An 18,699-nucleotide genomic window follows, 5' to 3' on the forward strand; every position below is an offset into this window, starting at 1 on the left:
CGCTGCGGTCAGCGTGGTCTTGCCATGGTCAACGTGACCAATCGTACCAACGTTCACGTGCGGCTTGGTCCGCTCGAACTTTTCCTTTGCCATTTTTTTCAGCTCCTAATGGAATGCAGTCTTGTCGATTCATCACGCCGCCGCGTCCTGGCGGACGCGGCGGCATACAGCTTATTTACTTGCCCTTGGCCGCCATCACTGCTTCGGCGATGTTCTTCGGTGCCTCGGCGTAGTGCTTGAATTCCATGGTGTAGGTGGCACGGCCTTGCGTGGCCGAGCGCAGCGCGGTCGAATAACCGAACATTTCCGACAGCGGGACTTCGGCCTTGATGATCTTGCCGCCGCCCACCATGTCGTCCATGCCCTGCACGATGCCGCGGCGGGACGACAGGTCGCCCATCACGGTACCGGTGTAGTCTTCCGGCGTTTCCACTTCCACGGCCATCATCGGCTCCAGCAGAACCGGGCTGGCCTTGCGCATGGCTTCCTTGAAAGCCATCGAGCCGGCCATGCGGAACGCGTTTTCGTTCGAGTCCACGTCGTGGTACGAACCGAACGTCAGCGTGACCTTCACGTCCACCACCGGGAAGCCAGCCAGGATACCGGCCGTCAGCGTGTCGACGATACCCTTTTCGACCGCCGGGATGTATTCGCGAGGAATCACACCGCCCTTGATGGCGTCGATGAACTCGAAGCCCTTGCCCGGCTCTTGCGGTTCCAGCGTGATCACGGCGTGACCGTACTGGCCGCGGCCGCCCGACTGCTTGACGAACTTGCCTTCGACGTCCTCGGCCTTCTTGCGGATGGTTTCGCGGTAGGCCACCTGCGGCGCGCCGATGTTGGCTTCCACGCCGAATTCGCGCTTCATGCGGTCGACCAGAATTTCGAGGTGGAGCTCGCCCATGCCCGAAATGATGGTCTGGCCCGATTCTTCATCGGTACGCACGCGGAACGACGGATCCTCGGCGGCCAGGCGGTTCAGGGCGATGCCCATCTTTTCCTGGTCAGCCTTGGTCTTCGGCTCGACAGCCTGCGAGATCACCGGCTCCGGGAACACCATGCGCTCGAGCACGATCGGGGCAGCCGGATCGCACAGCGTGTCGCCCGTGGTGGCATCCTTCAGGCCCACCGCGGCGGCGATGTCGCCGGCCAGCACTTCCTTGATTTCTTCGCGCTGGTTGGCGTGCATCTGCAGAATACGGCCCAGACGCTCCTTCTTCTGCTTCACCGGGTTGTACACGGTGTCGCCCGAATTGACCTTGCCCGAGTACACGCGGAAGAAGATCAGCTGGCCGACGAACGGGTCGGTCATGATCTTGAACGCCAGTGCCGAGAACTTTTCGTTGTCGTCAGCCTTGCGCTCGAGCTTCTTCTCGCTGTCGTCCTCGTCCGTGCCCGTAACCGGCGGAATGTCGACCGGCGACGGCAGGAAGTCGATCACGGCGTCGAGCATGCGCTGCACGCCCTTGTTCTTGAACGCGGTGCCGCACAGCATCGGCTGGATTTCGCAGGCGATGGTACGGTCACGCAGCGCCTTGACGATCTCGGCGCGGGTCAGCTCTTCGCCGCCCAGGTACTTTTCCATCAGCTCTTCGCTGGCTTCGGCGGCGGACTCGACCATCTTCTCGCGCCATTCTTCAGCGGTGGCTTGCAGCTCGGCCGGGATGTCCTGGTATTCGAACTTCACGCCCTGGCTGGCTTCGTCCCAGACGATCGCCTTCATTTCCAGCAGGTCGACCACGCCCTGGAAGCCGTCTTCAGCGCCGATCGGCACCACCACGGGCACCGGGTTGGCCTTCAGGCGGGTCTTCAGCTGGTCGTAGACCTTGAAGAAGTTGGCGCCGGTACGGTCCATCTTGTTGACGAACGCCAGACGCGGCACCTTGTACTTGTTGGCCTGACGCCACACGGTTTCCGACTGCGGCTGCACGCCACCCACGGCGCAGTACACCATGCAGGCACCGTCCAGCACGCGCATGGAACGCTCCACCTCGATGGTGAAGTCCACGTGGCCCGGGGTGTCGATGATGTTGAAGCGGTGCTCGGGGTAGTTGCCGGCCATGCCCTTCCAGAAGGCGGTGGTCGCAGCGGAGGTGATGGTAATACCACGCTCCTGCTCCTGCTCCATCCAGTCCATGGTGGCGGCGCCGTCGTGCACTTCACCGATCTTGTGGTTCACACCGGTGTAGAACAGGATGCGCTCGGTCGTGGTGGTTTTACCCGCGTCAATGTGAGCCGAAATACCGATGTTGCGGTAACGCTCGATGGGAGTCTTACGAGCCACTTTAATCCTCTATTCGTCCGTGAGGCGCCGGCATCTCATGGCCCGCGCCCCTAACACAAACGGGCGAGATGTGTAAAAACACAGCCCGCCCGGCAACCAACAATGTTTTCGCTCGCTTTAGAAGCGGAAGTGCGAGAACGCCTTGTTGGCTTCGGCCATGCGGTGCACTTCGTCGCGCTTCTTCATCGCGCCGCCACGGCCTTCAGCAGCTTCCAGCAGCTCACCTGCCAGGCGCAGCGCCATCGACTTCTCGCTGCGTTTTTTCGCGGCCTCACGCAGCCAGCGCATCGCCAATGCCAAACGACGCGACGGACGGACTTCGACCGGAACCTGATAGTTGGCGCCGCCCACGCGACGGCTCTTCACTTCCACCACCGGCTTCACGTTGTTGATGGCAACGGAGAACACTTCGATGGGGGCCTTGCCTGCCTTCTTTTCGATCTGGTCGAACGCGCCGTACACGATGCGTTCGGCAACCGACTTCTTGCCATCCAGCATCAGCACGTTCATGAACTTGGCAACTTCAACGTTGCCGAACTTCGGATCAGGCAGAACGTCCCGCTTCGGGACTTCACGACGACGTGGCATCTTCTTTCCTTTAGATTCAGTTGAGAGCGCGGTCAGAGTTTCCCGCTCTCCGGCCACCAACTAGCTTGCATGCAAAGACAGCAAATTCGCCGGGTGACCACTTACTCGACGGCACGGTTGCCAAAAAGGCGCTCCGTTGTACCGCCGCCTGGTGACAGCACCATGACTCGCGCCACAGGCTATCGTCTGTTGCTTCGGGCCTTGCGGGCCCAGGCTGCCGAAACTTAGGCTGCCTTCGGACGCTTCGCGCCGTACTTCGAACGGGCCTGCTTGCGGTCCTTCACGCCTTGCAGGTCCAGCGAGCCACGGACGATGTGGTAACGCACACCCGGCAGATCCTTCACACGGCCGCCGCGGATCAGCACGACCGAGTGTTCCTGCAGGTTGTGGCCTTCACCGCCGATGTACGAAATGACTTCGAAACCGTTGGTCAGGCGCACCTTGGCGACCTTACGCAGTGCCGAGTTCGGCTTCTTCGGCGTCGTGGTGTACACGCGGGTGCACACGCCACGGCGCTGGGGGCAGTTCTCAAGCGCCGGGCTCTTGCTCTTGACGACTTCCGAGACACGCGGCTTGCGAACCAGTTGGTTGATAGTTGGCATTGTTCAATCCAGCTTGGTTTTACGAAAAACGCCCCTCGTGCCGGCATGCGCCAGGCTGGAGAGGCAACTACGGGTTTTGGGCGGGAGAGGTGAGCGGGCGCTCTGGAGACGGGACTGTGCGGTAACAGCATGCCAAAGAGCGCGAGCCGGCACCCGGATCCCGCGTCTGCCGCCACCCGTCCATGGGAAATCCAGTCCGGTAGGCTTGCCGGCAGCGACCTGAAGGCCACTTATCCGACGGGCGAGCGAAATCCAAAGCCAAAAACTCGAATCTGGCATCCTAGCAGCGGAATCGTATACCGTCAAGCCGTATACCCACCTGCATATCCGGCCTGCAACAGGCCCTCCGTCCGGATCAGACCGCGCGCAGCGCCGCCAGGATCGACTGCCCGTAGCGCTCCAGCTTGGACGCGCCAATACCCGGAATGCCCTGCATGGCGGACAGCGAGTCTGGCGCGGTCCGGGCCAGTTCCGCCAGGGTGGCGTCGTGGAAGATGACATAGGCCGGCACGCCGTGCTCGCGCGCGGCCTCGGTGCGCCAGCGCCGCAGCGCCTCCCAGTTGGCCAGGGTGTCGGCGTCCATGTCGGCGGTATGGTCGGGGCGCGTGCCGCGCGCGGCGCGCTCGCCGGACTTGCCGGGGCGGGTGGCCTGGCGGCGCAGGATGATCTGGCGCTCGCCCTTGAGCACCGCGCGCGCTTCCTCGCCCAGCAGCAGCGCGCCATGGCCGCCGTGGTCGATGGTTAGCAAGCCCTGCGCGATCAGCTGGCGGAACACCGTGTGCCACTCATGCACCGAGCGGTCCTTGCCGATGCCGAAGGTGGACACCTGGTCGTGTCCCCACTGGCGGATCTTCTCCGAGGCATTGCCGCGCAGCACGTCGATCAGGTGGGTGGCGCCAAAGTGCACCCGGCTGGCCTGCGCGGTGCGGTAGACGCAGGACAGCGCCATCTGCGCCTCGCGCGTGCCATCCCACGTCGCGGGCGGCTCGAGGCAGGTATCGCAGTTGCCGCAGGGTTCGCTGGTTTCGTTGAAATACGCCAGGATGCGCACGCGCCGGCAGCCAGCGGTTTCGCACAGGCCCAGCAGCGCATCGAGCTTGGACGACGACACGCGCTTGAAGGCCTCGTCGGCCTCGGATTCATCGATCATGCGCTTCTGCTGCACCACGTCGCCCAGGCCGTAGGCCATCCAGGCATTGGCGGGCAGCCCGTCGCGGCCGGCGCGGCCGGTTTCCTGGTAATAGCCCTCCATGCTCTTGGGCAGGTCCAGGTGGGCAACAAAACGTACGTCGGGCTTGTCGATCCCCATGCCGAAGGCGATCGTCGCCACCATCACCAGCCCTTCCTCCTCGCGGAAGCGCGCCTGGTGGTGCTGCCGCACCTGGGCGTCCATGCCGGCATGGTAGGCGAGCGCGTTGATGCCGTGGCCGCTCAGCCATTGCGCGGTGTCCTCGACCTTCTTGCGCGACAGGCAATAGACGATGCCGCTGTCGTGGGTGCCGTCGGCCGCGGTATGTTCGGCCTTGATAAAGGCGAGCAACTGCTGGCGCGCATTGTCCTTCTCGACGATGCGGTAGCGGATGTTGGGCCGGTCGAAGCTGGAGATGAAGATGCGCGCGTCGTGCAGCGCCAGCCGCTCGACGATCTCGTCGCGCGTCAGCGCATCGGCGGTCGCGGTCAGCGCGATGCGCGGCACGTACGGGAAGCGTTCGTGCAGCACCGACAGCTGGATGTACTCGGGCCGGAAGTCATGGCCCCATTGCGAGACGCAATGGGCTTCGTCGATCGCGAACAGGCCGACGCGGGTGCGCTCCAGCAGGTCAAGGAAGCGCGGCGTCATCAGCCGTTCCGGCGCCACGTAGAGGAGCTCGATGCGCCCGGCCAGCAGGTCGCGCTCGACCGCGGAGGCCTCGGCGCCGGTCAGCGTCGAGTTGAGCACCGCGGCGCGCACGCCGGCCTCGGTCAGCGCCGCGACCTGGTCCTGCATCAGCGCGATCAGCGGCGACACCACGATGCCGACGCCATCGCCGGCGCGCTGGCGCAGCAGCGCCGGGATCTGGTAGCACAGCGACTTGCCGCCGCCGGTCGGCATCAGCACCAGGCAATCGCCGCCCGTGGCGACGTGGTCGATGATCTCGGCCTGGCGCCCGCGGAAGGCGTGGTAGCCGAAGACATCCTTGAGGATCGCCAGTGCTTGCGACATGGACAACGGAAATGCTGGAGCCGGAAAAGCCGTAACCTTACCACTAAGGGGGCCGGCCGCCGCGCCTGCGCGGCAAACTCTCCGATGTTTCTCACGAAAGGCCGCGCCGCGCCCGGACAAAAAAAGCCCGGCTGGATCAGCCGGGCTTTGGTCCGCCTTGCGGCGGTAATCACTGCAACGGGATCAGGCGTTGTCGCCTTCGCCCTCGGTCGCCTGCACCACCGGCGGCTCGATGAAGAGCGACTGCTCTTCTTCGGCGATCGCCTGGGCGCGTTCGCGCTCGGAGGCCTCGCGCGCCTTGCGGGCACGGTGGTAGGCCAGGCCGGTACCGGCCGGGATCAGACGGCCGACGATCACGTTTTCCTTCAGGCCACGCAGGTCGTCGGTCTTGCCCATGATCGCGGCTTCGGTCAGCACGCGCGTGGTTTCCTGGAACGATGCCGCCGAGATGAAGCTGTCGGTCGACAGCGACGCCTTGGTAATACCCAGCAGCAGGTTCTCGTAGGTCGCCGGACGCTTGCCTTCGGCGATCACGCGGTCGTTCTCGTCGAGCAGTTCCGAACGTTCCACCTGTTCACCCGGGATGAACTTGGTGTCGCCCACATCGACGATCTGAACACGGCGCAGCATCTGGCGAACGATCACCTCGATGTGCTTGTCGTTGATCTTCACGCCCTGCAGACGGTACACGTCCTGGACTTCGTCGACGATGTAGTGCGCCAGCTCTTCGATGCCCTTCAGGCGCAGGATGTCGTGCGGGTCCGCCGGACCTTCCACGATCATTTCGCCCTTGTTCACCACCTGGCCGTCGTGCACCAGCACCTGCTTTTCCTTCGCGATCAGGAACTCGTGGGCATTGCCGTCCAGGTCGGTGATGACCAGGCGCTGCTTGCCCTTGGTGTCCTTGCCGAACGAGGTCGTGCCGGTGACTTCAGCCAGCACGGCGGCGTCCTTCGGCGAACGCGCTTCGAACAGCTCGGCCACACGCGGCAGACCACCGGTAATGTCGCGGGTCTTCTGCGATTCGGTCGGGATACGCGCGAGCACTTCACCCACGTGCACCTGCTGGCCGTCCTTCACGGTAATCAGCGCGCCGACCTGGAAGCCGATGGTCACGGAGTGGTCCGTGCCCGGAATCTTCACTTCCTGGCCGTTGGCGTCGAGCAGCTTCACCTGCGGGCGGATGCCCTTGGTTGCGGCCGTGCGGCGCTTGGCGTCGATCACCACCAGGGTCGACAGGCCCGTCACTTCGTCCATCTGCTTGGCGACGGTCACGCCCTCTTCGACGTTCTCGAACTTGATCGTGCCCGAGTACTCCGAAACGATCGGGCGCGTCAGCGCGTCCCAGGTGGCCAGTTGCGTGCCGGCCTTGATCGACTGACCGTCCTGCACCAGCAGCGTGGCGCCGTACGGGATCTTGTGGCGCTCGCGCTCGCGGCCATGGTCGTCGGTGATCAGCGCCTCGCCCGAACGCGAGATCACGATCAGTTCGCCCTTGGCGTTGGTCACATAGCGCATGGTCGCGGTGAAGCGCACCGTACCGGTCGCCTTCGCTTCCACGCTCGAGGCCACTGCCGCACGCGATGCCGCACCACCGATGTGGAACGTACGCATGGTCAGCTGCGTGCCCGGCTCACCGATCGACTGCGCGGCAATCACGCCCACCGCTTCGCCCGAGTTCACCAGCACGCCGCGGCCCAGGTCGCGGCCATAGCACTTGGCGCACAGGCCGTAGCGCGTGTCGCACGACAGCGGCGTGCGGACCTTGACTTCGTCCACGCCGATGTTGTCGATCAGCTCGACCAGGTCTTCGTCCAGCAGCGTGCCGGACTCGATCGCGGTTTCCTGGGTTTCCGGGTTGACCACGTCGGCCACGGTCACGCGGCCGAGGATACGGTCGCGCAGGGCTTCGATCACTTCACCGCCTTCGACCAGGGCCTTCATGGCCACGCCGTTGGAGGTGCCGCAATCGTCTTCGACCACCACCAGATCCTGCGTCACGTCGACCAGACGACGGGTCAGGTAACCCGAGTTCGCGGTCTTCAGTGCCGTATCGGCCAGGCCCTTACGGGCGCCGTGGGTCGAGATGAAGTACTGCAGAACGTTCAGGCCTTCACGGAAGTTCGCCGTAATCGGCGTTTCAATGATCGAGCCATCCGGCTTGGCCATCAGGCCACGCATGCCGGCCAGCTGGCGGATCTGCGCGGCGGAACCCCGTGCGCCCGAGTCGGCCATCATGTAGATGGAGTTGAACGACTCTTGCTTCACGGTCTTGCCTTCGCGGTCGACCACGTCCTCGTGCTGCAGCTGCTCCATCATCGCCTTGCCCACCTGGTCGCCGGCGGCGCCCCAGATGTCCACGACGTTGTTGTAGCGTTCCTGGTCGGTCACCAGACCCGACATGTACTGCTTGTCGTATTCCTTCACCTTGGCCGAGGCCTCGGCGATGATCTTTTCCTTGGCCGGCGGCACCAGCATGTCGTCGATCGCGATCGAGATACCGGCGCGAGTCGCCAGGCGGAAGCCCGACTGCAGCAGCTTGTCGGCGAAGATCACGGTCTCGCGCAGGCCGCAGCGGCGGAACGCCGTGTTGATCAGGCGCGAGATTTCCTTCTTCTTCAGCGGCTTGTTCAGCACCGAGAACGGCAGGCCCTTCGGCAGGATCTCCGACAGGATCGCGCGGCCGACCGTGGTGGCCTGCAGCGTGATCTTGGGCGCGAAACGGGCATCGCCCTCGGCGTCCTTGTCGACCAGCTCATACTCGGTGATACGCACGTTCACGCGCGAAGCCAGTTCGACTTCCTTGTTCTCGTAGGCGCGGATCACTTCGCTGATGTCGGCGAAGGTCATGCCCTCGCCGCGGCCGTTGATCTTGTCGCGGGTGGTGTAGTACAGGCCCAGCACCACGTCCTGCGACGGCACGATCGACGGGTCGCCGTTGGCCGGGAACAGCACGTTGTTGGAGGCCAGCATCAGGGTGCGGGCTTCCATCTGCGCTTCCAGCGACAGCGGCACGTGAACAGCCATCTGGTCACCGTCGAAGTCGGCGTTGAATGCCGCGCAGACCAGCGGATGCAGCTGGATCGCCTTGCCTTCGATCAGCACCGGCTCGAACGCCTGGATGCCCAGGCGGTGCAGCGTCGGCGCACGGTTCAGCATCACCGGGTGCTCGCGGATCACCTCTTCGAGGATGTCCCACACCACCGGGGTCTGGCTTTCGACTTCCTTCTTCGCCGCCTTGATGGTGGTGGCGATGCCCATCGTTTCCAGCTTGTGGAAGATGAACGGCTTGAACAGCTCGAGCGCCATCAGCTTGGGCAGGCCGCACTGGTGCAGCTTGAGCGTCGGGCCCACCACGATGACCGAACGGCCCGAGTAGTCGACGCGCTTGCCCAGCAGGTTCTGACGGAAACGGCCGCCCTTGCCCTTGATCATTTCGGCCAGGGACTTCAGCGGACGCTTGTTGGCGCCGGTCATCGCCTTGCCGCGACGGCCGTTGTCCAGCAGCGAGTCAACCGCTTCCTGCAGCATGCGCTTTTCGTTGCGCACGATGATCTCAGGCGCCTTCAGCTCCAGCAGGCGCTTCAGGCGGTTGTTACGGTTGATGACGCGGCGGTACAGGTCGTTCAGGTCCGAGGTCGCGAAGCGGCCGCCGTCCAGCGGCACCAGCGGGCGCAGCTCGGGCGGCAGCACCGGCAGCACCTCGAGGATCATCCACTCGGGCTTGATGCCCGAACGCTGGAAGGCCTCGAGCACCTTCAGGCGCTTGGCAAACTTCTTGATCTTGGCTTCGGAGCCGGTGGCCTGCAGCTCGGCGCGGATCTGTTCGATCTGCTTCTCGATGTCGATGCCGCGCAGCAGTTCACGGATGCCCTCGGCACCCATCATGGCGACGAACTCGCCCTCGCCGTACTCGTCGCACTTCGCCAGGTAGTCGTCTTCCGACATGATCTGGCTCTTCTTGAGCGGGGTCATGCCGGGTTCGATCACCACGAAGGCTTCGAAGTACAGCACGCGCTCGATGTCGCGCAGCGTCATGTCCAGGACCATGCCCAGGCGCGACGGCAGCGACTTCAGGAACCAGATGTGCGCGGTCGGCGCGGCCAGTTCGATGTGGCCCATGCGCTCGCGGCGCACCTTGGCCAGCGTCACTTCAACGCCGCACTTCTCGCAGATCACGCCACGGTGCTTCAGGCGCTTGTACTTGCCGCACAGGCACTCGTAGTCCTTGATCGGGCCAAAGATCTTGGCGCAGAACAGGCCGTCGCGTTCCGGCTTGAACGTACGGTAGTTGATCGTTTCCGGCTTCTTCACTTCGCCGTACGACCACGAACGGATCTTCTCGGGCGAGGCCAGGCCGATCTTGATCGCGTCGAACTGCTCTTCCTGCTGTACCTGCTTAAAGAGATCGAGCAATGCTTTCATTGCAACTCCTTGTTTCGCCACCGTCCCGGACTCTGTCCGGATCGGCGGCATTCATTCTGTGGGAAATCCTGCGCTGGTGAGTGCCGGCCGCAGCCGGCACCCGCATCGGCTCGATCAGTAGCGATCGAGGTCGATATCGATACCCAGCGAGCGGATTTCCTTCACCAGCACGTTGAACGATTCCGGCATGCCGGCGTCGATCGAGTGCTCGCCCTTGACGATGTTCTCGTACACCTTGGTACGGCCGTTCACGTCATCGGACTTGACCGTCAGCATCTCCTGCAGCACGTACGACGCGCCGTAGGCTTCCAGTGCCCACACTTCCATCTCACCGAAACGCTGGCCACCGAACTGGGCCTTGCCGCCCAGCGGTTGCTGCGTCACCAGCGAGTACGGGCCGGTGGAGCGCGCGTGCATCTTGTCGTCGACCAGGTGGTGCAGCTTCAGCATGTGCATCACACCCAGCGTGACCGGACGCTCGAACGCTTCGCCGGTGCGGCCGTCGTGCAGCGTGACCTGCTGCTTGGAAGCCGTCAGGCCCTTTTCGCGGGCAACGTCGTCCGGGTAGGCCAGATCCAGCATGCGGCGGATTTCGTCCTCGTGGGCACCGTCGAACACCGGGGTCGCAAACGGCACGCCCTTCTTCAGGTTGTTGGCCAGTTCCAACACTTCGGCATCCGACAGGCTGTCCAGGTCTTCCGGCTTGCCGCTCTCGTTGTAGATCTGCGAGAGCAGCGTGCGCAGTTCCTGCGCCTTGGCCTGCGCCTTGAGCATGTCGCCGATGCGCTGGCCCAGGCCGCGCGCGGCCCAGCCCAGGTGGGTTTCCAGGATCTGGCCCACGTTCATCCGCGACGGCACGCCCAGCGGGTTCAGCACGATGTCGGCCGGGGTACCGTCCGCCATGTACGGCATGTCTTCGATCGGCACGATCTTCGACACCACACCCTTGTTACCGTGACGGCCTGCCATCTTGTCGCCAGGCTGCAGGCGGCGCTTGACGGCCAGGTAGACCTTGACCATCTTGATCACGCCCGGCGGCAGCTCGTCGCCCTGCGTCAGCTTCTTGCGCTTCTCTTCGAAGGCCAGGTCGAACTCGTGGCGCTTCTGCTCGATGGCTTCCTTGACGGCTTCCAGCTGGGCAGCCAGTTCCTCGTCGGCCGGACGGATGTCGAACCAGTGGTACTTGTCGATGTCCGCCAGGTACTCCTTGGTGATCTTGGCACCCTTGGCCAGCTTCTTCGGACCGCCGTTGACGGTCTTGTCGACCAGCAGGCGCTCGAGACGCTGGAACGCGTCGCCTTCCACGATACGCAGCTGGTCGTTCAGGTCCAGGCGGTAGCGCTTCAGTTCATCGTCGATGATCGACTGGGCGCGCTTGTCGCGCGTCACGCCTTCGCGGGTGAAGACCTGGACGTCGATCACGATGCCGCTCATGCCCGACGGCACGCGCAGCGAGGTGTCCTTCACGTCCGATGCCTTCTCGCCGAAGATCGCGCGCAGCAGCTTCTCTTCCGGCGTCAGCTGGGTCTCGCCCTTCGGCGTGACCTTGCCCACCAGCACGTCGCCGGCTTCGACCTCGGCACCGATGTAGGTGATGCCCGACTCGTCCAGGCGAGCCAGCTGGGCTTCGGCCAGGTTCGAGATATCGCGCGTGATTTCCTCCGGTCCCAGCTTGGTGTCGCGGGCGACGACCGACAGTTCCTCGATGTGGATCGAGGTATAGCGGTCTTCGGCCACCACACGCTCCGAGATCAGGATCGAATCCTCGAAGTTGTAGCCGTTCCACGGCATGAACGCCACCAGCATGTTCTGGCCCAGAGCCAGCTCGCCCAGGTCGGTCGAGGCGCCGTCGGCGATGACGTCGCCGCGGGCCACGTGGTCGCCCACCTTGACCATCGGACGCTGGTTGATGTTGGTGTTCTGGTTCGAGCGCGTGTACTTGATCAGGTTGTAGATGTCCACGCCGACTTCACCGGCCACGGCTTCGTCGTCGTTCACGCGGATCACGATACGCATCGCGTCGACATAGTCGACCAGGCCGCCACGCATGGCCTGCACGGCGGTACCCGAGTCGACCGCGACGGTGCGCTCGATGCCGGTACCGACCAGCGGCTTGTCCGGACGCAGGCAGGGCACGGCCTGACGCTGCATGTTCGCGCCCATCAGTGCACGGTTCGCGTCATCGTGTTCCAGGAACGGCACCAGCGAGGCAGCGGCCGACACGATCTGCGACGGCGCCACGTCGATGTACTGCACGCGGTCCGGCGTCACCATACGGGTTTCACGCTCGGAGCCTTCACGCGCCGACACCAGTTCGTCGGTCAGGTTGCCGTCGGCGTCGACGGTTGCGTTGGCCTGCGCCACCACGTACTTGCCTTCCTCGATCGCCGACAGGTAGTCGACCTGGTCGGTCAGCTTGCTGTTCTCGACCTTGCGGTACGGGGTTTCGAGGAAACCGTACTCGTTCAGGCGCGCATACAGTGCCAGCGAGTTGATCAGACCAATGTTCGGACCTTCCGGCGTTTCGATCGGGCACACGCGGCCATAGTGGGTCGGGTGCACGTCGCGGACTTCAAAGCCGGCGCGCTCGCGCGTCAGGCCGCCCGGGCCCAGTGCGGAGACGCGGCGCTTGTGCGTGATCTCCGACAGCGGGTTGGTCTGGTCCATGAACTGCGACAGCTGCGACGAACCGAAGAACTCGCGGATCGCCGACGAGATCGGCTTCGAGTTGATCAGGTCGTGCGGCATCAGGTTCTCGGTCTCGGCCTGGCCCAGACGTTCCTTGACGGCACGCTCCACGCGCGACAGGCCGGCGCGGAACTGGTTCTCGGCCAGCTCGCCGACGCAACGCACGCGACGGTTGCCCAGGTGGTCGATGTCATCGACCTCGCCCTTGCCGTTGCGCAGGTTGACCAGGATCTTGATGGTCTCGAGGATGTCCTCGTCCTGCAGCACCATGGCGCCTTCACCGCTGGGGCGGCCCAGGCGGCTGTTGACCTTCATGCGGCCCACGCGCGACAGGTCGTACGACTCTTCGCTGTAGAACAGGCGCTGGAACAGCGCCTCCACGGCTTCTTCGGTCGGCGGCTCGCCCGGGCGCATCATGCGGTAGATCGCGATACGCGCGGCGGTCTGGTCGGCGGTCTCGTCCACGCGCAGGGTCTGCGACATGTACGGGCCCTGGTCCAGGTCGTTGGTGTACAGGGTCTGGATCTGCTTGACGCCGGCTTCGCGCAGGTTTTCCAGCAGCGCTTCGGTCAGCTCGTCGTTGGCGTTGGCGATCACCTCGCCGGTATCCGGGTCGATGATGTTCTTGGCCAGCACGCGGCCCAGCAGGTAGTCTTCCGGCACGCTGATCAGCTTGGTGCCGGCCGAGTCCAGGTCGCGGATGTGCTTGGCGTTGATCCGCTTGTCCTTCTCGACCACCACGCGGCCGTTCTTGTCGGCGATGTCGAAGCGCGCGACTTCACCGCGCAGGCGCTCGGGCACGAACTCCAGCTGCGCGCCTTCCGACTGCAGCGTGAAGTTGTCGAACACGAAGAAGTGCGCCAGGATCTGTTCCGGGGTCAGGCCGATCGACTTCAGCAGGATCGTCACCGGCATCTTGCGGCGGCGGTCGACGCGGAAGTACAGGATGTCCTTCGGATCGAATTCGAAGTCCAGCCACGAGCCGCGGTAGGGGATGATGCGTGCCGAGAACAGCAGCTTGCCCGAGCTGTGGGTCTTGCCCTTGTCGTGCTCGAAGAACACGCCCGGCGAGCGGTGCAGCTGCGAGACGATGACACGCTCGGTGCCGTTGATGACGAACGAACCCGTGGAAGTCATGAGCGGGATCTCGCCCATGTAGACTTCCTGCTCCTTCACTTCCTTGACCTTGCCCGGGTTCTCGCGATCGTTGATGATCAGGCGAACCTTGGCGCGCAGCGCCGAATGGAACGTCAGGCCACGCTGCTGGCATTCCTTGACGTCGAACGGCGGGTTGGACAGGTGATACGAGACGAACTCCATACGGGCGAGCCCGTTATGCGAGGAGATCGGGAAAATTGCGTTGAAAGCGGCCTGGAGGCCTTCGGTCTTGCGACGTGCGGGTGGCGTATCCGCTTGCAAGAACTGGGTGTAGGATTCAATCTGGGTGGCAAGCAGGAATGGAACCTGATGTACCGTCGCGCGCTTCGCAAAGCTTTTGCGAATGCGCTTCTTTTCGGTGAAGCTGTACGCCATGGGATCTCCGAATCATCGCAGGGCTGGCTGGACCTGGCCGGACCTGAGGTGTTCAGCGACTGGGAGGGGATTTGGCGGTTGGCCGCTACCAACCTCTGGCTGACGGTGTCCGCACGCTGCGGGCGGTGTGGTCGTCGCTTCAGCGCAACGCCTGTACTCGCCCGGGGGACACCCGACCAAACTTGTCTTCTGCAGTCGGTTCAGAAGACAAACATCAGCAGCAACCACTTAGTGTGCCACTGATGTTTGGCCTCTGCTGAATCGCCGGCAAATCGATCTTCGCCGCGAATCGCAAACATCACTTTTACTGCGTCATCGCCGTGCGGAGTGGTGACTAAAACACAATCGCACAAGCGCAAAAAGGCTGGCGCCGGGAATTTCCCTTTGCCAGCCCCATTCGCGTGCCGCAAGGGCACGCGAGTACAGCATTACTTGACGTCGACCTTGGCGCCGGCGTCTTCCAGCTTCTTCTTGGCTTCGGCAGCAGCAGCCTTGTCCACGCCTTCCTTGACGGGCTTCGGTGCGCCATCGACCAGGTCCTTGGCTTCCTTCAGGCCCAGGCCGGTGATTTCGCGAACAGCCTTAATCACGCCGACCTTGTTGGCGCCGACTTCGGCCAGGATCACGTTGAATTCGGTCTGCTCTTCGGCAGCAGCAGCACCGGCAGCGCCCGGAGCAGCAGCCACGGCCATGGCAGCGGCCGACACGCCAAACTTCTCTTCGAACGCCTTGACCAGGTCGTTCAGTTCCATCACGGACATCGCGCCAACGGCTTCCAGGATGTCGTCTTTGGTGATTGCCATTTGAAATACTCCTACTAGATTTGATTCGGTATCGGTAATGCGATCTTTCGATGCGCGGCCTGGATTGCCTTAGGCGCCGGCAGCTTCCGCTTCCGCGGGAGCGCCTTCTGCCTTCTTGGCGGCCAGAGCAGCCAGCAGACGGGCGAAGCCCGACACCGGTGCCTGCATCACGCCCAGCAGCTGAGCAATCAGTTCGTCGCGGCTCGGGATCGAGGCCAGCGCCTTCACGGCGGCAGCGTCGAGAACCTTGCCGTCATACGACCCGGCGCGCAGGACCAGCTTGTCGTTGGTCTTGGCGAAGTCGTTCAGAACCTTGGCCGAGGCCACTGCATCTTCGGAAATACCGTAGATCAGCGGACCGGTCATCTGCTCTGCGAGGCCTGCAAACGGCGTACCTTCGACGGCACGGCGGGCCAGCGTGTTCTTCAGAACGCGCAGGTACACGCCTTGCTGGCGAGCGGCAGCACGCAGCTTGGTCAGATCGCCAACCGCAATGCCGCGATATTCGGCGACGACGATGGTCTGGGCCTTGGCGACTTGCGCCGAGACCTCAGCAACGACGGCCTTCTTATCTTCAATATTGAGTGGCACGGTTAAGCTCCAAAATGACGCTGGGTCTCCGGCAATACCGGAGCCTTCACGTCAGCACAAACGAACGGCGTCCGATTGGCCCGAATCATCCGGGTCGAGGCCCGGCTTCATCAATCCCTTCGGGTGCGCCATCTGCGCTGGCTGGCCGGAAGACGTCACTCAGGCTTGGAAGCCTTCGCGCACGTTCCGACCGATTAAGCCCTTTCCGCAACACTGCCGCGGACAAGGACACCAGCGGTCTTTGATAACCAGCGGTGCCTGCCGATACTTGCGCATCTGGCGGGCACCACTGCCCAAAGCCATGCTCCATTCCTTGCGGTCCGGAGACGACCCTCGCCATTGGCCAGGGTCTTCAATTCTTCTTGCCGACCGGTGTTATCGGGTGCCGGTCAGCAATTTGCCGTCAGCTCAGGCAGCCAGCGTAGCCTGGTCGACACGCACGCCAACGCCCATGGTCGACGAGACCGCGACCTTGCGCAGGTACACGCCCTTGCTGGTGGCCGGCTTGGCCTTGACCAGCGCGTCCAGCAGCGCGGCCAGGTTGCTCTTCAGCGCGGCGTCTTCGAACGAGCGGCGGCCGATGGTGGCGTGGATGATACCGGCCTTGTCGACACGGAACTGGACCTGACCGGCCTTGGCGTTCTTCACGGCCTGGGCCACGTCGGGGGTCACGGTACCGACCTTCGGGTTCGGCATCAGGCCGCGCGGGCCCAGGATCTGGCCCAGCGTACCGACGATACGCATCGTGTCCGGCGAGGCGATCACGACGTCGAAGTTCAGGTTGCCGGCCTTGACTTGCTCAGCCAGGTCTTCCATGCCGACGATGTCGGCACCGGCGGCCTTGGCGGCCTCGGCCTTGTCGCCCTGGGCGAACACGGCGACGCGCACCGACTTGCCGGTACCGGCAGGCAGCACCACGGAACCACGCACCACCTGGTCCGACTTCTTGGCGTCGATGCCCAGTTGCACGGCCACGTCGATCGACTCGTCGAACTTCGCCGAGGCGCAGCCCTTCACCAGGCCCAGGGCCTCGTCGATCGGGTAGAACTTGGTACGCTCGATCTTCGCCTTGTTGGCGGCGACGCGCTTGGAAACCTTAGCCATTTACAGACCCTCCACGGTGATGCCCATCGAACGAGCCGAACCGGCGATGGTACGCACGGCGGCGTCCAGGTCGGCGGCGGTCAGGTCAGCGTTCTTGGCCTTGGCGATTTCTTCAGCCTGGGCGCGGGTGATCTTGCCAACCTTGTCGGTGTGGGGCTTCGGCGAACCCTTGGTGATGCCGGCTGCCTTCTTGATCAGCACGGTCGCCGGCGGCGACTTCATCACGAAGGTGAAGCTCTTGTCGGCGAAGGCGGTAATCACCACCGGCACCGGCAGACCGGGTTCCATACCCTGGGTCTGGGCGTTGAACGCCTTGCAGAACTCCATGATGTTCAGACCACGCTGACCCAGTGCGGGACCAACGGGCGGGGAGGGATTTGCCTTACCAGCCGGAATCTGCAGCTTGATAAAGCCAATGATCTTCTTGGCCATTTCTACTCCAATCCGGACCGCTCCACTCGGGGAAGACGATCCTGTTGAGTCGTAACGCGCTGTCGCCGCACCGATCGCACGGCCTCACGCTCCTCTTTGGCAGCGCCCTGGGGCACTGCCGTTGCCCGTTGCCGCCCTTGCGGCCGACAACCGGCAAATTCCTTAAACCTTCTCGACCTGGCCGAACTCGAGCTCGACCGGCGTGGCACGCCCGAAGATCGTGACCGAGACGCGCAGGCGCGACTTCTCGTAGTTGACCTCTTCCACGTTGCCGTTGAAATCGGTGAACGGGCCGTCCTTGACGCGCACCATTTCGCCCACTTCGAACAGCGTCTTGGGACGCGGCTTTTCGACCCCTTCCTGCATCTGGGTCATGATCTTGTCGACTTCGCGCTGCGAGATCGGGCTCGGGCGATTGCGGGCGCCGCCCACGAAACCGGTAACCTTGCTGGTGTTCTTCACCAGGTGCCAGGTCTCGTCGGTCATTTCCATTTCCACCAGCACGTAGCCGGGGAAGAAACGACGCTCGGTGACCGACTTGTGGCCACCCTTGATTTCCACGACTTCTTCGGACGGCACCAGGATGCGGCCAAACTTGTCCTGCATCTCGGCGCGCTCGATGCGCTCCTGCAGCGCGCGTTGCACGCTTTTCTCCATGCCGGAGTAGGCATGCACCACATACCAGCGCTTCTTCGACGAAGGCGATTCTTGCGCGGTGGTTTCCTGCTGAGCGTTATCCGTCATGTGCTACCTCTTATTTCCAGCCCAGCACGAGCGAGAACACCACCCACTCGATGAGCTTGTCCGCCGACCACAGGAACAAGGCCATGACGACGACGAAGACAAAGACCAGTCCCGTCATCTGCCCGGCTTCCTTGCGCGTCGGCCAGACGACCTTGCGAACTTCCCGATACGATTCCTTGGCGAACCCGATAAAGTCCTTGCCCGGTGCCGACACCAGCGCAACCACGATACCCAGTGCAATACCACCGAACAGTGCGGCGCCACGTACATAAGACGGTTGCTGTGCCAGTGCATAGAAACCGATGACGCCCGCCACCACCAGCAGCACCGCGACGCCAAGCATCCACTTGCCGCTGCTGGCATTCACGGTTTCAACATTGGGATTGGCCATGTTTCGCAAACGAGACTAAGCCGCGTCACGATTGTTCCTCGCGACGCGGCTGATTGATTTGGCAGGGGCAGAGGGAATCGAACCCCCAACCTTCGGTTTTGGAGACCGACGCTCTGCCAGTTGAGCTATACCCCTAAAACAACTTCGGGGTCGACGCTTGCGCCAACCCCTCTGGCAACGAATGCGGCCGGTTGGTGCCGCATTCGCTATCGAACAGCTTAGTCGAGGATCTTTGCCACGACGCCGGCGCCGACGGTACGGCCACCTTCGCGGATAGCGAAGCGCAGGCCTTCTTCCATGGCGATCGGGGC

General features: G+C 63.5%; 15 protein-coding genes and 1 tRNA gene. 1 reads left to right on the forward strand and 15 read right to left on the reverse strand.

Annotated elements, in window-relative coordinates:
• The 7 genes from FHX60_RS27405 to rpoB form a co-directional block, all read right to left on the reverse strand.
• Positions 1-93, reverse strand: a 93-nt coding sequence (locus FHX60_RS27405) for a GTP-binding protein (RefSeq protein ID WP_018003793.1), incomplete at its 3' end; no start/stop codon positions are given.
• Positions 94-175: 82 nt separating this feature from the next.
• Positions 176-2,284, reverse strand: coding sequence for an elongation factor G (fusA, locus tag FHX60_RS27410; RefSeq protein ID WP_092317636.1), 2,109 nt, complete (start codon positions 2,282-2,284; stop codon positions 176-178).
• Positions 2,285-2,401: 117 nt separating this feature from the next.
• Entirely contained in the window at positions 2,402-2,872 is a 471-nt protein-coding gene (rpsG, locus tag FHX60_RS27415; RefSeq protein ID WP_012354147.1) for a 30S ribosomal protein S7, read from the reverse strand.
• Between the two features lie 224 nt (positions 2,873-3,096).
• Entirely contained in the window at positions 3,097-3,474 is a 378-nt protein-coding gene (rpsL, locus tag FHX60_RS27420) for a 30S ribosomal protein S12 (protein ID WP_010810460.1), read from the reverse strand.
• A gap of 355 nt (positions 3,475-3,829) precedes the next feature.
• Complete coding sequence (gene recQ / locus FHX60_RS27425) at positions 3,830-5,677, reverse strand: DNA helicase RecQ (protein ID WP_183285188.1); 1,848 nt, start codon at positions 5,675-5,677, stop codon at positions 3,830-3,832.
• A gap of 183 nt (positions 5,678-5,860) precedes the next feature.
• Positions 5,861-10,102, reverse strand: a complete 4,242-nt coding sequence (gene rpoC / locus FHX60_RS27430) for a DNA-directed RNA polymerase subunit beta' (RefSeq protein WP_092317642.1) — start codon at positions 10,100-10,102, stop codon at positions 5,861-5,863.
• A 114-nt stretch (positions 10,103-10,216) separates the two neighbouring features.
• Positions 10,217-14,323 (reverse strand): DNA-directed RNA polymerase subunit beta, encoded by a 4,107-nt coding sequence (gene rpoB, locus FHX60_RS27435; protein WP_092317645.1) that lies wholly within the window; start codon positions 14,321-14,323, stop codon positions 10,217-10,219.
• Here rpoB and FHX60_RS27440 point away from each other — a divergent pair.
• Entirely contained in the window at positions 14,204-14,566 is a 363-nt protein-coding gene (locus tag FHX60_RS27440; RefSeq protein WP_165835220.1) for a hypothetical protein, read from the forward strand. The two genes, rpoB and FHX60_RS27440, sit on opposite strands and share 120 nt — an antisense overlap.
• A 185-nt stretch (positions 14,567-14,751) precedes the next feature.
• Here FHX60_RS27440 and rplL read toward each other — a convergent pair whose 3' ends face one another.
• The 8 genes from rplL to FHX60_RS27480 all read right to left on the reverse strand — a co-directional run.
• Entirely contained in the window at positions 14,752-15,126 is a 375-nt protein-coding gene (rplL, locus tag FHX60_RS27445) for a 50S ribosomal protein L7/L12 (RefSeq protein ID WP_012354151.1), read from the reverse strand.
• Positions 15,127-15,195: 69 nt separating this feature from the next.
• The gene (gene rplJ, locus FHX60_RS27450) at positions 15,196-15,717 is read right to left on the reverse strand and encodes a 50S ribosomal protein L10 (RefSeq protein WP_092317648.1); all 522 of its coding nucleotides are present in this window, start codon (positions 15,715-15,717) and stop codon (positions 15,196-15,198) included.
• 408 nt (positions 15,718-16,125) lie between these two features.
• A complete protein-coding gene (gene rplA / locus FHX60_RS27455) occupies positions 16,126-16,821 on the reverse strand; it encodes a 50S ribosomal protein L1 (protein ID WP_012354153.1) in 696 nt (231 codons plus the stop codon).
• The gene (gene rplK / locus FHX60_RS27460) at positions 16,822-17,253 is read right to left on the reverse strand and encodes a 50S ribosomal protein L11 (protein WP_010810467.1); all 432 of its coding nucleotides are present in this window, start codon (positions 17,251-17,253) and stop codon (positions 16,822-16,824) included.
• Between the two features lie 162 nt (positions 17,254-17,415).
• Positions 17,416-17,997 carry a transcription termination/antitermination protein NusG gene (nusG, locus tag FHX60_RS27465; protein WP_092317651.1) on the reverse strand — a complete coding sequence of 194 codons (582 nt, stop codon included), beginning with the start codon at positions 17,995-17,997 and terminating at the stop codon, positions 17,416-17,418.
• Positions 17,998-18,007: 10 nt separating this feature from the next.
• Complete coding sequence (secE, locus tag FHX60_RS27470; RefSeq protein WP_012354155.1) at positions 18,008-18,388, reverse strand: preprotein translocase subunit SecE; 381 nt, start codon at positions 18,386-18,388, stop codon at positions 18,008-18,010.
• A 59-nt stretch (positions 18,389-18,447) separates the two neighbouring features.
• A tRNA-Trp gene (locus tag FHX60_RS27475) sits at positions 18,448-18,523 on the reverse strand.
• Between the two features lie 83 nt (positions 18,524-18,606).
• On the reverse strand, positions 18,607-18,699 hold a 93-nt coding region (locus tag FHX60_RS27480; RefSeq protein WP_018003799.1), incomplete at its 5' end, for an EF-Tu C-terminal domain-related protein.

This window comes from Cupriavidus alkaliphilus (genome assembly GCF_014191175.1).
Classification (GTDB): Bacteria; Pseudomonadota; Gammaproteobacteria; order Burkholderiales; family Burkholderiaceae; genus Cupriavidus; species Cupriavidus alkaliphilus.